The sequence below is a fragment of the Pelorhabdus rhamnosifermentans genome, assembly GCF_018835585.1.
Taxonomy (GTDB): Bacteria; Bacillota; Negativicutes; order UMGS1260; family UMGS1260; genus Pelorhabdus; species Pelorhabdus rhamnosifermentans.
The window spans coordinates 67,663-81,764 of the sequence record NZ_JAHGVE010000022.1 but is presented as its reverse complement, the minus strand read 5'-3'; the positions used below and the strand labels follow the sequence as shown (position 1 = coordinate 81,764).

Below are 14,102 nucleotides of genomic sequence, written 5' to 3'. Positions count from 1 at the left end.
GCCTGTCATTCCGCCTTTGCTAAAACCGAATAGAACTCTTTTGGCACGACTAGTTCAACTTCTTATTGCAATTTAGGTCTTTTTCTTTTTCATGCATAACGTAACATCTCCTTTGTGGAGATTATTACCATTTACACACTTCTTTAGATATCCTCACTTATAGCTTTTTTATCCGTCAGTACTGAATCTGTACTTTCTAAAGTTCGCTTTAATTGGAGCTAGCGGGCAATAGATAACATCTTATTACCTCCTTTTTGGAATTCATAATCTACCAGTATTTCTGAGACTTTTAGGTGTTTATTTTGAAAGTGTTGAACTGTAGGACTATAATATTTTGAAGTAGTTAAGTTCAAATCAAGAATAGGAAATACTCTTACTTCATTCGCAATTCTCAACATTTCTTCAATGCTTTGGATATGAAAATCCAAACTTAAATTGTCGGAATATAAAAATAAAAAATGGGAGCAAAGTGCAATATCAAATTGTAAATTTTTAAAATTTAAGAACGGTAACTCACCTGGTATATATCTTTTTTCGCGAAATCCCTTATCAAAGTCATCTAAAAATAATTGCATTGCTTCCATTCTTAAATTACCTAAAGTATCAATATCTTTGATACTTTTCCAAACAAAATATTCTTTATGTATAGATGTCTCTTTGAGAACAATTTCATATGTTTCAATAATTCTTTTATGAATCTGTTCTTTTGTAAAAAAGTAAATTGGATCTATGGAGGTGACTGAATACCCCTTTTTAGTTGCCTCAAAGTTAAAACTCGCGGGGCCATCTCCGCAACTAATTATGGTTTTTTTAAAATCACTTTCTGTTAAGTCAAACATTTGGCAATATTCATCAAACTTTCTTCCCCATGGAACTACATTTTTATATTCTATTGGCATACTTCTTCCCCTTTCTAAGCCCCTAATCGTTAATTACATGTGCTAACGATCACGATTTCCCATTAAATATACAGGTATGAGAGCCGTATAATTTATAACTATCATCAAGAAATTTAGGAATTCTCTCACAAAAAATTGCATCATCTTTTCCAGGAATTAACCGATATCTAAGTTTATTTTTCATCTCAATAGCCCAATAAATTATAGTTACTACCCCTTTAATCAAATTTAGCAATTACTTGATTTACCATTTTTAAAACAGCAGGTGCAATTTTTAACGTCTTATCAACCTCACCTGTCCCTCCATAAACAAAATCATATTCAAATAACTGTTTATCTAAAATATACGGTAAGGAAAGTCCCACCAACGGTATAGTACCAACTTTATACCCCGTAATTTTTTTTACTTTATTAGGTTTTGCTAGTTTTACCTTATGACAGCCTAGTACCCTCGCCATTTCTTCCATATCTAAGCCATTGCGCCTGCCAGACACAATAACCGCAAAGTACTTATTATCCCCTTCTAATATGAGCGTAGGTGCAGTCTGCCCTATTTCAATCTGAAAATACGTTGCTCCATCTTGTGCCGAACGAATAGGCTTATCATTAAGAATAATTTCAAAATCTTGATAAGGCGCTAAAATTTCTAATAAATTCATATTGACCTCCATTTTTAAAAAAACTAGTTAATCCGCTCTAATGACAATACTTACCCCTCTACTTTGTAATTCAAAGATAATTCGTCTCCTGGCATACCTCGTATGCCCCAATTAGATTTTGGAGTCTCAAAAATAGTGATTTCTATATCTTGCGTCGAAATTTTTAATTCATGGCGAACTCTAGTGAGTAGCGTAACGGAGAATTCTTTCTCCGCTGTGGGGAACTTATACTCTTGAAAAAAGCACAATTGAGAAAATGATTCAAGAGTCGAACTTTTTAAGCCACCCATTTGCAACAAAATTTAAATATTATCCTGAAATAACTATCAAATTCTTAAAATAGCTCAGATCCAGCTAGCGGCGGGGCGCTTGTTTCACCACACGGGCAGATAATAACGTATGGGCTCAGAGCCTAAAAACTGCGGTTTTTAATGACAGGTAATGGAACAATAAAGTGGCGACGAAGCCAGTAATTATAAGAATTTTCACTTGTTACGAGACACGGACTCACTCCTGTCGTTGTTATTTTGTTGTGGTGACTTAAATTCATACCACAGTTGTGAGTCTTTTGTCTCTATTTATTTGTCTTTGGAATTGAATGGGTTTAAATTTAATTATTTTGAGCTAATCGTATAGTGTTCCGAAAAAAATAATGTCTATTTCGCTATAAATTTAGCATCTTAGATAGGAAATTGGATTAATTAATAGAATAATAGAAATAAATAGAAAATTAATTATTGTTATCGATTGCGTTTGCTGTAACACGAGAGGTGAATCTATGGATAATAATAGAAAATGCTTAGGCGATTTATTGCTTGAGGTGCCTCATATAAATTTATCTTCTATTGATGTACCGCTTGAAGTAGCGAGTCTAATTCCTATTTCTCTAGCTGAACGTTATCACGTTGTCCCCATCCGAAAAGAGGGCAAGCGGCTTACACTTGCTATGGTTGATCCGACCAATATGTTTGCTGTTGATGATGTGAGGCTAGCATCAGGTTGCCATGTGGATGTTGTTATGGCTAGTGAGTGCGATATTAAGCGGACTATTGAACAATCCTATGGTGTGCATGAACTTGTAAAAAAAGCAGTAAAGCAAGTGATCAAAGAAGATAGCGTTTCTTTGGTTGAAGTGGAAACTTCTGATGATACGCCTGTGATTAGTATTGTCAATTCTATTATTAGTGAAGCAGTCAAGGATTTGGCCAGTGATATACATATTGAACCCTTGAAAAATCATGTTCGTGTTCGTTATCGTATTGATGGTATTTTGCGTCAAGTTCTTGAGCTTCCTTTATATCTACATGCAGCGCTTATTTCGCGTATCAAAATTATGAGCGAGATGGACATTGCGGAAAAACGTATTCCTCAAGATGGTCGGATTACAATGATAGAGCCGGATAGGCAGGTTGATTTGCGTGTTTCTACCTTGCCAACCATTTGTGGTGAAAAAGTGGCTATAAGAATATTAGATAAAGCAGCGATTCGGCTAGCTATTCAGGAATTGGGTTTTTCAAAAAAAAATTTTTTCTATTATGAAAAAATTTATCGCCAGCCTTATGGGATAATTCTCATTACCGGACCAACTGGTTCAGGAAAAACAACGACCCTTTATTCTACACTCACTGAACTGAGTGTTCCAGGTAAAAATGTCATTACAGTAGAAGATCCTGTGGAGTATCAGCTCGATGGCGTTAATCAAGTGCAGGTAAATCCTAAAGCGGGATTGTCCTTTGCATCTGGCTTGCGGTCGATCTTGCGGCAAGATCCTAATATTGTCATGGTGGGAGAAATTCGTGATGCTGAAACAGCCGAACTTGCCATTCGAGCTGCTTTGACAGGTCATTTGGTTTTGAGTACACTTCATACAAATGATGCGCCGGGTGCTATTACTCGCTTGATCGATATGGGGGTTGAACCTTTTCTAATTACGGCCTCGGTTCTGGGGGTTGTAGCCCAACGACTTGTGCGTTCTATTTGTCCGGGTTGTAAAAAGACTTATGCCTTAAAGTCTGGTTTGCGAGAAGGACTTTTTCCTGATAGAAACCTTGAGGAAAATACAATACTTTATAAAGGGGAAGGCTGTGTTCGCTGTGGGCATACAGGCTATAAAGGCCGCATTGCCGTGCATGAAGTAATGATGATCTCACAGGAAATGAGAGAGGCCATTCATCGTCGAGCGTCTACGGATGAATTGGCGATGATTGCTGTAAGTCAGGGGATGATCCGGATACGTGAGGATGGCATGAGCAAAGCTCTTGCGGGCTTTACGACAGTAGAGGAAGTGATGCGTCTTACTTTTTCTGAATCCTAGGGCTGATCAAAGGAGTGATCAACATGTGTATCGATGATTTGCTAAAGGCGGCAGTAGTTAAAAAAGCTTCTGATTTACATTTGACAGAGGGAATTTCTCCGATGATTCGACTTCATGGGCAATTGATGAAATTGGAGTTTTCTGTATTGACAGCTGCCGATACAGAAAAATTTGTCGCAGATCTTATTTCTGAAGAACAACTCAAATTATTCAAAAAGCAGGGGGAGCTTGATTTTTCCTATGTCATTGAGGGCCTTAGTCGGTTTCGAGTCCATGTTTTTCAACAACGAGGAACAATAGCGCTGGCGATTCGGACAATTGATGAAAATGTTCCGACATTACATGAGCTGGGTCTTCCTGTTAGTCTGGCTAATCTAACACGACTGTCACGGGGCCTTGTGCTTGTCACGGGGCCTACTGGAAGTGGAAAATCAACGACACTTGCTGCACTTATCCATTTTATTAATACTGAGCGAGCTGTTCATATTATTACACTAGAAGATCCCATAGAATATCTTCATAAACCTTGTAGAAGTATTGTACATCAAAGGCAAATTTATCGTGATACGCCTTCGTTTCCTAGAGCTCTACGTGCTGCATTGCGTGAAGATCCCGATGTAATTTCTGTTGGTGAAATGCGTGATATGGAAACAATGACCACAGTTATGACGGCTGCGGAAACAGGTCATCTTGTATTTGCTACGCTACATACAAGTGATACATCTCAAACGCTTGATCGGATGATTGATGGGTTTCCTCCTTATCAGCAACAACAGATTCGTAACCAACTATCGCTTGTCTTGCAGGCCGTCATTTCTCAACAGTTGTTGCCGACGATTGACAAGAATGGCCGGGTGGTTGCACTGGAAATTTTATTGGCTACACCCGCTGTACGCAGTTTGATTCGTGAAGGTAAGACGCATCAAATTCTTTCGGTTATTCAGACAAGTGGCAAAACAGGGATGCAGTCTATGGATATGGATTTGGCAAGACTCTATCGCAGCGGTGTTGTGACTCTCGATGAAGTAAAAGCTAGGGCCAGTGATCCCGAAACATGGGTACGTATGTTCAACAGATAATATTCTCCTAAAGAATAATGACGAATGGAGATGTAATTTTGTCTACAAAGTTTCTTTATCGGGCGAGAGACGCACAGGGACTTGTTATTACGGGGCAGGTTATTGCTGAAACGCAAGGGGCTGCGGCGGGAACTGTTCGTGCAAAGGGTTATTATGTAACCAAAATTGTGACTGAGAAGAAATTCATTATAGTAGATAGTTTATTAAAAAATTATCATAAAGTAGGTCTCAAGGAATTGGCACTCTTTTGCCGACAGTTTTCTACTATGATTAATGCAGGACTGTCGCTTATGACGAGCCTTCAGATCTTAATGGAACAGTCGCAAAACGAGAAGTTAAAAACAGCTCTTGCCGCAATTTATCAATCTGTACAAGAAGGGGAATCCCTTTCAAGATCTATGGCTTTGCATGACCGAATTTTTCCGATTATTATGACAACTATGGTAGAAGTGGGCGAAGTCGGCGGAGTGCTTGATCAAGTTCTTGCACGTCTGGCTGTGCAGTTTGACAAGGAATATAAACTGAATGAAAAAATCAAGTCAGCCATGGTTTACCCAGTTGTTGTTCTAACTATGGCGGGGTTATCTGTCACCTTTATTTTGACCTTTGTACTGCCAACGTTTATGCGCATGTTTGATGAAATGCATATGGAATTGCCTATTTTGACAAAGGTTTTACTTGTCTTTAGCAACTTTTTATATCATGATGGAGTAGCAGTGCTGTTAGGATTTTTTATGGGGGCGATTTTACTTAGGATTTTTCTTGATATACCCCAAATTCATCTCTTCTTTGATGAATGGATGATGAAAATACCTGTATTTGGTTCATTGTGGCGTAAAGTTGCTATTGCACGTTTTACTCGTACATTAAGTACCTTGCTTAAAGGCGGTGTTCCTTTAATTACAGCTTTGGAGGTGGCAAAAAAGACGGTTCATCATGCGAGTATGCTGAGGGCTTTAAGTGATGCTCAGGTAGGAATTCGTGACGGAGTCAGTTTATCTCGGACTCTTCGTGCAAGTAAAGTTTTTATGGCCATGGAGGTGGAAATGGTTGCTGTGGGTGAAGAAACGGGAGCGCTGGACAGCTTACTGGAAAAAGTCGCTGATTTTTATGATAGTGATGTTGAGGATATGACAAATCGGTTAAGTACACTGTTGGAACCCCTCATAATTGGAGTAATTGGAGTAGTTATTGGTATGACAGTACTGGCAATTATGATTCCCATGCTTGATGTGATAACAGGTATGGGAAGTATTCATTAAAAAGGGGAAATTGTTATGCTGTTTTCATTGCGAAAAAAACAGAAAAATCAAAAAGGCTTTACCTTAATTGAATTACTTGTTGTCATTGCTATTATTGGGATATTAGCCACTATTGCAGTGCCGAAATTTGAAGCCGCTTCGAAATCAGCCAGTGTTGCAAAGATTCAGGCTGATTTATGTACTTTAGATAGTGCGAGTGTCATGTATACGGCCAATCACCCGGGTGCTATTGCCGCTGATCCGACTGTTTTGGAAACAGAGGATTTTATTGCTAAAACTCCTGTTTCTCCTACAGCATCGGCAGGTTGGACAACACCTGCCGGTACTGTTTTACCTCAGGATAACTATTCCATTGACCAATCGGGATCAACAAAAGGGCGCGCTGCATTGGGGACTTTACATGCTGAAGATATAAAATAGTTGATTCTGGTTTTTATCTTTTATGTTTCAGGTGGTGAATTTTTGTGGCAGACTATTTATGCATTTCTATTTTTGGTTTGATCATGGGGAGTTTCCTTAATGTTTGTATAGATCGACTGCCTTTGGGTCAATCCATAATTGTTCCTCCGTCGCACTGTTTTGTTTGTGGGACGCGGCTAGGGGTGTTTGATTTAGTTCCTGTGTTTAGCTATATTTTCTTGCGAGGGCGTTGTCGTGTTTGCGGCGCAGCTATCTCTATGCGCTATCCCTTGTTGGAACTTTTGACGAGCAGCTTATTTTGCCTGTGTTTCGTTATTTATGGTTGGACCGTGGAACTAACCAGTGCGTGGGTATTTACGGCTTTTTTGCTTATGATTGCTTTTATTGATTATGATTATAAACTTATTTTTGATAAGCTACTGATTCCTTTTGCTGCTGTTGCTTTAGTAGTTACTTTATTGCAGTTTTCTATTAGCAACTGGCAGGACAAGCTGCTTGGAGCTCTTTTCAGTGGTGTATTACTGTTTCTGATTGTACTTGTTACTCGGGGGGGGATGGGTATGGGGGATGCTAAATTTGCGACAGTACTAGGCCTTTGGCTGGGAATTACAGGTATGGCAGAAACGTTGTTGCTATCTTTTGTTCTCGGTGGTATTGTTGGGGCATTTTTGCTTGTTACAGGCAAAAAAAAGCCAAAAGATCCGATTCCGTTTGGTCCGTTTATTTGCCTGGCAGCACTGACGAGTTATTTGTATGGTCAGGAACTTTTGCAATGGTACATAAATTGTATTTTATGAGGTGAACGGAAGTGCGTTGCGGCTTTACTTTTATAGAGCTGATCGTCGTTTTAGCTGTTGTAGCTATTCTAGCTTCCATTTGTATTCCTTCCTATTCTCAGCAAGGCGACCTTCAACTTACTCTTATGGTTCATCAATTGGTTAGCGAAATCTATCATCTTCAATGCCTTTCTGAATGCTATGGAGTGGCGGTTTTAAACTTTTGGGATGATGAGGAAAGCGGACATTATGTAGTTTTTGTCAATAATGAACTCGTCAAAATAGTGCATTTGCCGCGTAATATATTTTTTGGCAGTGATTTAGGTGAGATTAGATATGACAATGGCTGGCCCATGACAGGCTATACGATCGCGTTGACAGGCCATAAAAGAACCCATTATATCGAATATATTATTATTGCCTTATCTACTGGACGTATTCGCACTGAGCGACAGCCATCTTTTCAGGAAGGGGCGATCCCATGATTTCGAATGAAAGAGGGTTCCTTTTCATCGATGTCATTGTAGCCATGACTATTCTTACAGTCACTGTCGCTGCGATTGGTCAATGTTTTGTTACCTTATTTCAGGTTACAAAATATTCACGATCTGCACTCATTGAAAAGTTCTTTGTCCAGCAAAAATTGGAACAAATGAAAAGCGCAACTCTGACAGCAGAAACGAATGAGTTTGATGAAATGCTTTTGCTTGATCAGCAAATTTTTGTGAGACATACGAAAATTTCTGTTCATCCGGCTTATCCGTCACTCTTTCGCGTTACTGTGACTGTTAGACAGCCAGGTTCACCAAATAGTCCCTCTGTAACCTGTTTCACTGATGTTCTCAATAAGGGCAGTGATCTTCATCCGTAAAATAGGGGGGGAATGGAGAAAAGGGCTTAAGATTGGCAGGGGCTTGACTTTGGTGGAACTTGTTGTTTATATGGCACTGATGACGGTTATTTTATCTGGAGTATTGTCCTTTGTTTATGTTTCCGTTCAAAATTATCATATGGCAAAGACGCGTCTTGATCTTGAACAGCAGGCCGTTTATGCTTTACAGTTGGTTACACGGGATTTGCGTGTGGCTGATCCGCAAACCGTGCAGATTAGTAGCAGTGATACAATTACTTTTCAGTCACGAAATTTTGTTATGACTTATATGCGCGGGTATTTGCCAGTGCTTTATCGCGATTTACATAACGGAGCAGGAGCTCAGCCTGTAACAGATCCGATCAGTGCTTCTTTACAGGAACTTCAATTCTTTTATCATCATGACACTCATCTTGTTGATGTTATGATAACTGTTACAGATCAGAACTATAGCCAATTTCTTACGCTTTCAACAAGTGTTTATCTAGAAAATTGAAGCTCTTGCAGAAAGAGGTTCGTGTGATTTCAATACAAAAATCCCGAGGATCTGTTACTTTATTTATCTTAATTGTGATCTTTTTTCTCACTTTGCTAGCAACTGGGCTGGCAGGTAAAATTCAGATTGAGATGAATCATCTCGCCTTATCAGAGCAAGAAGAGGTGGCTCATTATGCCGCAGAAGCAGGAATTAATGTCGCTCTTGCGGAAATAATGGTACATTCTCAGAATTTTCAACAGACGTTAGTAGAAAATTTGGATGATTCTGGTCAGTGCTATGCAATAGTTAAAATTGATAAACCAAGTAGTACTTATTGCATTACATCTGATGGAATTTATCACGGAATACATCAAAAACTTACTGCAACAGTCGAAAATTATCCTGGATCTCAGGCAAAAGTATGGATTAGGAATAGCTTTGCCAATGTACAGTAATGATTAAGAAAGGATTGATGGGATGATTGTTAAAAATTATATGGAAGATTTAGTTTGGCAGACTTTGGATGAAATTTTAGTCTGCTATCCGCAAGTTTGTCAGTGTGAACACTGCCGATATGATATTGCGGCCATTGCATTAAATGCGCTGCCACCACAGTATGTTGTCAGTCGTAAGGGGGAAGCATTTACGCACATTCAGATGCTTGATTCTCAATTTAAAACAGATATTGTTGCTGCGCTCAGCCGGGGCATTGCTATTGTCGAAAACAATCCAAATCATTTTAAATAGTTTGATGAAACTTTTTGATGTGATGGTAAGACAACTTGAGCATGTATTCATTCGTAAATCAGACGAAATGATTGGTTTGGACATTGGCACAGGCTTTGTGAAAGTTGCGCAAGTAAACCGCAAGGGTGGGCAACCTGTTTTGACGAATTTAGGCAGAGTGGCGATTCCCACTGGAATTATGGATGATGGCTATATTATTGATGTGAATGGGATGACACAAACTATTCGAGAGTGCCTGGCCTTGAGTTATGCTGTTGGCAAAGAGGTTGTTGTGGGACTGAGTGGATGTCACGTGTTTTCTCGTGAAATAACGATGCCCGTTATGCCGAAGCAGGAGTTAGCGGAAGCTGTAAAATGGGGCTTAGAGGAATACGTTCCTTATCCTGTCGACAGTTTTTATTATGATTTTGATATTATTGGGTCCAATGAAGATGGAAAGACGTTTGAACTGTTGCTTGTAGCTGCGCCTTATGAAATTGTTAATCCATTGATTGCAGCAGTGACAGCCGCCGGACTTGAATTGGTCGCCATTGAAACAGAAGCTCTGGCCAGCGTTCGAGTACTGCAAAAATCAAAAGATTCGGGTGCGTCAAGTGGTCATTTTTTTGTCATAGATATCGGTGCGAAGCTTTCTCAATTGACGATTTTTCAAAAAGGAGTGCCTTTTTATACGCGCATTGTTCCGGTTGGCGGGATGCACTTTACTCAAGTGATTATGCAGGTTACAGGACTTGATTTTAATGAGGCTGATATGTTAAAAAGTAAAAAAAACGCTTTTTTGCAATCCGCTGATTTTATAGGAGAATTGTCGAAAGTTAATCAAGAATTAAAGTTGCTTATTGTGCAATTGGCTTTTGAAGGAAGGCAAACACTTGATTCCTATATTACACAAAATCATCAAGTAATGATTGACCAAGTTTTTTTAATGGGTGGCGGGGCTTGTCTTAAAAATTTATTGCCTGAGCTTAGGCATCAAATGGATTTAACGATAGAGATGGTTAATCCTTTGGCATTTATGTCTGCTTCCACTGCTTTTGATCCACAGTTTTTGGAGCGTGTTATTCCGCAAATGGCTGTCGCCATTGGGTTAGCTTTGCGAGGTGACGCATGATGATTCGTATAAATTTACTGCCCTTGGCTCAACGTAAACCGACTTTTCGATTCGAATTATTTTATATAGTTATTACTTGCTGGCTGATGGTGGTTTTTGGTTTTATTTATACCTATTATGCCGTTAGGGTATTTACTGTTGAAAACGAGATTGATAAAATGCACAGACAGCTTGCATTAGAACAGCCTATACAGGAAAAAATGATATTAGCGGAACAAAAATTACAGCAAATTTCAGTAAAAAACAATGTTCTCATTTGTTTATCAACAGAACGAAGTTCTTGGGCAGCTATTTTATCTCATATAGCTGGTGTAACTGTACCTGAAGTGTGGTTTACTGAGATTACAGGGGAAAAAAATCTCCTTCACATTAAGGGCGATTCGCTAGATTATGCTTCGATTGCTCAATTTATAAAGCAATTAGATCAAGATGTGTTTGTTTCAGAACCATCCCTTGTAAATGCTGAACAAGATGACAAAGATCCTACCACAAAATTTGAAATAACAGTGAAAATAAAGGGGCTGTAATGGTTGATTGCGTTGTTGAATAAATTCAATGTTTTAACTGCGAAAAAGCAGCTGTTGATTGTAGCACTTGTGGTTACTTTGGTCAGCTATTTTTTTTATGTTTTATTTATTGTACCTCAGCGTCAACAATTGATAGAGCTTGAAGTACAACATAGTAGCGACATGCAAAAGCTGAAGCAAATCGATGAGTTTGTACTTGAGCATCCTAACCAGGAGGATTATCTAGCTGAATTAGATGAACGTATTGTTCAGATGAATGCACTTTTACCAAGTAATCCTGATATAGGGGATTTTCTAATTGAGCTTCAGCAGGCTGCGTACAGCAGTCACGTAGAAGTATTTCATGTTTCTCCTAAAACTTATCTCAATAAAAATGGTTATTATGAAATTCCCATTGAAGTGGGAGTACGAGGCTATTTTTTTAATATCGTAGAATTTATTAAGCGTTTGGAATCTTTGGCACGCTTTATGAGTATGACGACAGTGAATATTCAGGTGAAGCAAGGGTTACTGGAATGTAAAATCCCTATGGTTATTTATACTTTTGGTACCTTGCCGGAACAAGGGAGTTTCAATTAGCCGTCAGAGATAGGGTGCACGGTCATCTCTTAATAAAAGCAAGTCAATTCCTCTTCTTTTATTATAGGGATTGACTCGCTTTTTGTAATTTATCCTATCTCATGTAACCATCGCAGACAGCAGATGAATAAGATAGAATAAGCGTACACGGGGGTGATATAAGCGGAGATGCAGCAATTTAGTCAAGTTGTCAAGTTAATACAATTACAAAGTAATTATGTAGAACAAATAAATAATAGTATGCTTCTTTTGTGGTGCCAACTAAATAAGGGTACAAGTGTGCACTTTTTACACTTTGTCAATCACTTTTCTTCATTTATTCATTTTCAAGCTGGAAGTGAGGGCTATAGCCGAGCCTTAGAATTGATTCAAATTTATCATTCCATGTTTATTGAGCAATTATTAGATGGTTTTGTTGTGACAGGAGCGGAACAGTTGGAGCTGGCTATTGTGAATCTTGACGGAGTTCTTGCTGAACCAGCAGGGATGTTAAATGCTGATTTGGCTGTTCTCAATCAACATTTAGCTGCTTTAGAAGAAACAGAGTTAAAAATTATTGAAGTGCTAGAACAACTGCTTGCGCAATGTAAAACAGCTGAATTTTTAAATTAGTGGTTTGTAAAATGTTTCACTCGCAGCAGGAAGATGGCTTTAGAGAGTGAATTATACTTAGGTAATGTTATACAAGATGATAGCATGAAAATGCAGGCCGAAGCCTGGCGTGAATAATTTGTCTGAAGGCATCATATTCCAGCAGGAAGAAGATGTCTTCCTTTGTTTTTTAATATTTTTAGTGAGGGTTGGTGAATGTTACGGATAGGATTGAGCAAAAACTAACGAAGTTAAAAAATTTGCTATCAAATTATGAAAAGGCAGTAATTGCCTTTTCAGGTGGTGTGGATAGTACTTTTCTTGCTGCGGCAGCACGCGATACAATGTCTGATGTATTGCTTGTTACTGCTCGGTCGGAAAGTCTGACAAAAGAGGAGCAACAAGATTGTGTAACAATTGCCCAAAGCCTGGGGTTGCGTCATGTTTTCCTTGAAGCAGGTGAATTTGAGGACAAACATTTTGTTGCGAATACTGCAGAGCGCTGTTATTTTTGCAAGAAAAGTCGATTTTCAGCTTTAGCTGACTGGGCGAAGAGCCGGGGGTATTCGGTCATTTTTGATGGTACCAATGTGGATGATCAAGGAGATTATCGGCCCGGTTTAAAAGCTTTGGCTGAAATTGCGATGGTCAAAAGTCCTTTGCTAGAGGCAGGGTTTTACAAAAAAGATATTCGTTTTCTGTCCGAGAAGTGGCAGCTGCCTACGTGGGACAAGCCAAGTGCAGCCTGCTTAGTATCACGTCTTACATATGGGGTTCCTATTACAAAGGAACATCTAAAACAGGTGGAGCAAGCGGAAAGGATTGTCCGTCCTTTTGTGACAGGGCAGCTTCGTGTTCGTCATCATGGCAATTTAGCCCGTATTGAAGTAGAGAGTGATCAAGTGGATTTATTGCTGAAAGAACCCGCCCGTACTGCGATTGTACAGGCCCTTAAAAAATTCGGTTTTACATATGTGACTGTTGAACTTGGCGGCTATCGTACCGGAAGTATGAATGAAATGCTGGAGATGAAACCCTAATGGCAAGTCGTGAGAGAATCAGTAATATTTTAGATGAATATAAGCAGGGAGCGTTGTCGCGTGAGCAAGTGATTGCTGAGCTCAATCCTTATGAAGAATTGGGGTTCGCGAAAATTGATCATCAGCGTGCTAATCGACAGGGCTTTCCTGAAGTCGTTTATGCTGAGGGAAAGACAGTTGAACAAGTTGTCGCCATTGTCCAAACTTTGGTGCGTCGTAATAACAGTGTCCTTGCAACACGAGCTACCAAAGCCATGTATGATGCTGTTCGTGAGAGTATTTCTGAGGCTGTTTATCATGAATTAGCGCGACTTATTGTTGTAGAAAAAACACCGTTGCCGAAAGATGAGGAACGGTTTGTCTTGGTTTTAACAGCTGGAACAAGTGATTTACCTGTTGCCGAAGAAGCGGCTATTACGGCAGAAGTGATGGGCAATAAGGTAAAACGAATTTATGATGTGGGTGTGGCCGGTATTCAGCGGCTTCTTGCACAGCAAGAATGGATTGAGACAGCAAATGTTATTATTGTTGCGGCAGGCATGGAAGGGGCCTTGGCTAGTGTTGTTGGTGGGATGGCTGCCAAGCCAGTTGTAGCTGTACCGACAAGTGTCGGTTATGGTGCTAATTTTGGTGGGTTATCGGCTTTGCTTGGTATGTTAAATAGCTGTGCCGCAGGGGTAGCAGTTGTAAATATTGATAATGGATTTGGTGCGGGGCGCTTAGCGAGTTTGATTAATCATATGAGGTGA

At 39.3% G+C, this 14,102-nt stretch carries 19 protein-coding genes; 16 read left to right on the top strand and 3 right to left on the bottom strand.

Going from position 1 to position 14,102, the window contains the following annotated elements:
* Positions 1-218: 218 nt before the first annotated feature.
* The 3 genes from Ga0466249_RS20270 to Ga0466249_RS20260 are packed head-to-tail and all read right to left on the bottom strand — an operon-like array spanning position 219 to position 1,558.
* The gene (locus Ga0466249_RS20270; RefSeq protein ID WP_215831306.1) at positions 219-899 is read right to left on the bottom strand and encodes a hypothetical protein; all 681 of its coding nucleotides are present in this window, start codon (positions 897-899) and stop codon (positions 219-221) included.
* Between the two features lie 49 nt (positions 900-948).
* Positions 949-1,083: a DUF1737 domain-containing protein gene (locus Ga0466249_RS20265; protein WP_215831305.1), complete on the bottom strand. Its 135-nt coding sequence runs from the start codon at positions 1,081-1,083 to the stop codon at positions 949-951.
* 34 nt (positions 1,084-1,117) lie between these two features.
* Positions 1,118-1,558: an aminoacyl-tRNA deacylase gene (locus tag Ga0466249_RS20260; protein WP_215831304.1), complete on the bottom strand. Its 441-nt coding sequence runs from the start codon at positions 1,556-1,558 to the stop codon at positions 1,118-1,120.
* Positions 1,559-2,336: 778 nt separating this feature from the next.
* Between Ga0466249_RS20260 and Ga0466249_RS20255 the strand changes: the two genes are divergently transcribed.
* The 16 genes from Ga0466249_RS20255 (at position 2,337) to larB (ending at position 14,102) form a co-directional block, all read left to right on the top strand.
* Positions 2,337-3,872 (top strand): GspE/PulE family protein, encoded by a 1,536-nt coding sequence (locus Ga0466249_RS20255; RefSeq protein WP_215831303.1) that lies wholly within the window; start codon positions 2,337-2,339, stop codon positions 3,870-3,872.
* Between the two features lie 23 nt (positions 3,873-3,895).
* Positions 3,896-4,951 (top strand): type IV pilus twitching motility protein PilT, encoded by a 1,056-nt coding sequence (locus tag Ga0466249_RS20250; protein ID WP_215831302.1) that lies wholly within the window; start codon positions 3,896-3,898, stop codon positions 4,949-4,951.
* 38 nt (positions 4,952-4,989) lie between these two features.
* Positions 4,990-6,213: a type II secretion system F family protein gene (locus Ga0466249_RS20245; protein ID WP_215831301.1), complete on the top strand. Its 1,224-nt coding sequence runs from the start codon at positions 4,990-4,992 to the stop codon at positions 6,211-6,213.
* Between the two features lie 15 nt (positions 6,214-6,228).
* Positions 6,229-6,633, top strand: coding sequence for a type II secretion system protein (locus Ga0466249_RS27295; RefSeq protein ID WP_215831300.1), 405 nt, complete (start codon positions 6,229-6,231; stop codon positions 6,631-6,633).
* Between the two features lie 44 nt (positions 6,634-6,677).
* Complete coding sequence (locus Ga0466249_RS20235; protein WP_312889811.1) at positions 6,678-7,430, top strand: prepilin peptidase; 753 nt, start codon at positions 6,678-6,680, stop codon at positions 7,428-7,430.
* A gap of 11 nt (positions 7,431-7,441) precedes the next feature.
* A complete protein-coding gene (locus tag Ga0466249_RS20230) occupies positions 7,442-7,894 on the top strand; it encodes a type IV pilin protein (protein WP_215831299.1) in 453 nt (150 codons plus the stop codon).
* Positions 7,891-8,280: a type IV pilus modification PilV family protein gene (locus Ga0466249_RS20225; RefSeq protein ID WP_215831298.1), complete on the top strand. Its 390-nt coding sequence runs from the start codon at positions 7,891-7,893 to the stop codon at positions 8,278-8,280. Before Ga0466249_RS20230 ends, Ga0466249_RS20225 begins: the two co-directional genes overlap by 4 nt.
* 52 nt (positions 8,281-8,332) lie before the next feature.
* Positions 8,333-8,776 (top strand): hypothetical protein, encoded by a 444-nt coding sequence (locus Ga0466249_RS20220; RefSeq protein ID WP_215831297.1) that lies wholly within the window; start codon positions 8,333-8,335, stop codon positions 8,774-8,776.
* Positions 8,777-8,799: 23 nt separating this feature from the next.
* The gene (locus Ga0466249_RS20215) at positions 8,800-9,213 is read left to right on the top strand and encodes a hypothetical protein (RefSeq protein WP_215831296.1); all 414 of its coding nucleotides are present in this window, start codon (positions 8,800-8,802) and stop codon (positions 9,211-9,213) included.
* A 22-nt stretch (positions 9,214-9,235) separates the two neighbouring features.
* Entirely contained in the window at positions 9,236-9,505 is a 270-nt protein-coding gene (locus Ga0466249_RS20210) for a late competence development ComFB family protein (protein WP_215831295.1), read from the top strand.
* Positions 9,474-10,616, top strand: coding sequence for a type IV pilus assembly protein PilM (gene pilM, locus Ga0466249_RS20205; protein ID WP_215831294.1), 1,143 nt, complete (start codon positions 9,474-9,476; stop codon positions 10,614-10,616). The genes Ga0466249_RS20210 and pilM overlap by 32 nt, the downstream gene beginning before the upstream one ends.
* On the top strand, positions 10,613-11,143 hold the full coding sequence (locus Ga0466249_RS20200; protein WP_215831293.1) for a PilN domain-containing protein: 531 nt from the start codon (positions 10,613-10,615) through the stop codon (positions 11,141-11,143). The genes pilM and Ga0466249_RS20200 overlap by 4 nt, the downstream gene beginning before the upstream one ends.
* A 3-nt stretch (positions 11,144-11,146) precedes the next feature.
* Positions 11,147-11,722, top strand: coding sequence for a type IV pilus inner membrane component PilO (locus tag Ga0466249_RS20195; protein ID WP_215831292.1), 576 nt, complete (start codon positions 11,147-11,149; stop codon positions 11,720-11,722).
* A 168-nt stretch (positions 11,723-11,890) separates the two neighbouring features.
* Entirely contained in the window at positions 11,891-12,334 is a 444-nt protein-coding gene (locus Ga0466249_RS20190) for a hypothetical protein (RefSeq protein ID WP_215831291.1), read from the top strand.
* Between the two features lie 191 nt (positions 12,335-12,525).
* A complete protein-coding gene (gene larE / locus Ga0466249_RS20185) occupies positions 12,526-13,353 on the top strand; it encodes an ATP-dependent sacrificial sulfur transferase LarE (RefSeq protein WP_312889810.1) in 828 nt (275 codons plus the stop codon).
* Positions 13,353-14,102 carry a nickel pincer cofactor biosynthesis protein LarB gene (larB, locus tag Ga0466249_RS20180; RefSeq protein WP_215831289.1) on the top strand — a complete coding sequence of 250 codons (750 nt, stop codon included), beginning with the start codon at positions 13,353-13,355 and terminating at the stop codon, positions 14,100-14,102. Before larE ends, larB begins: the two co-directional genes overlap by 1 nt.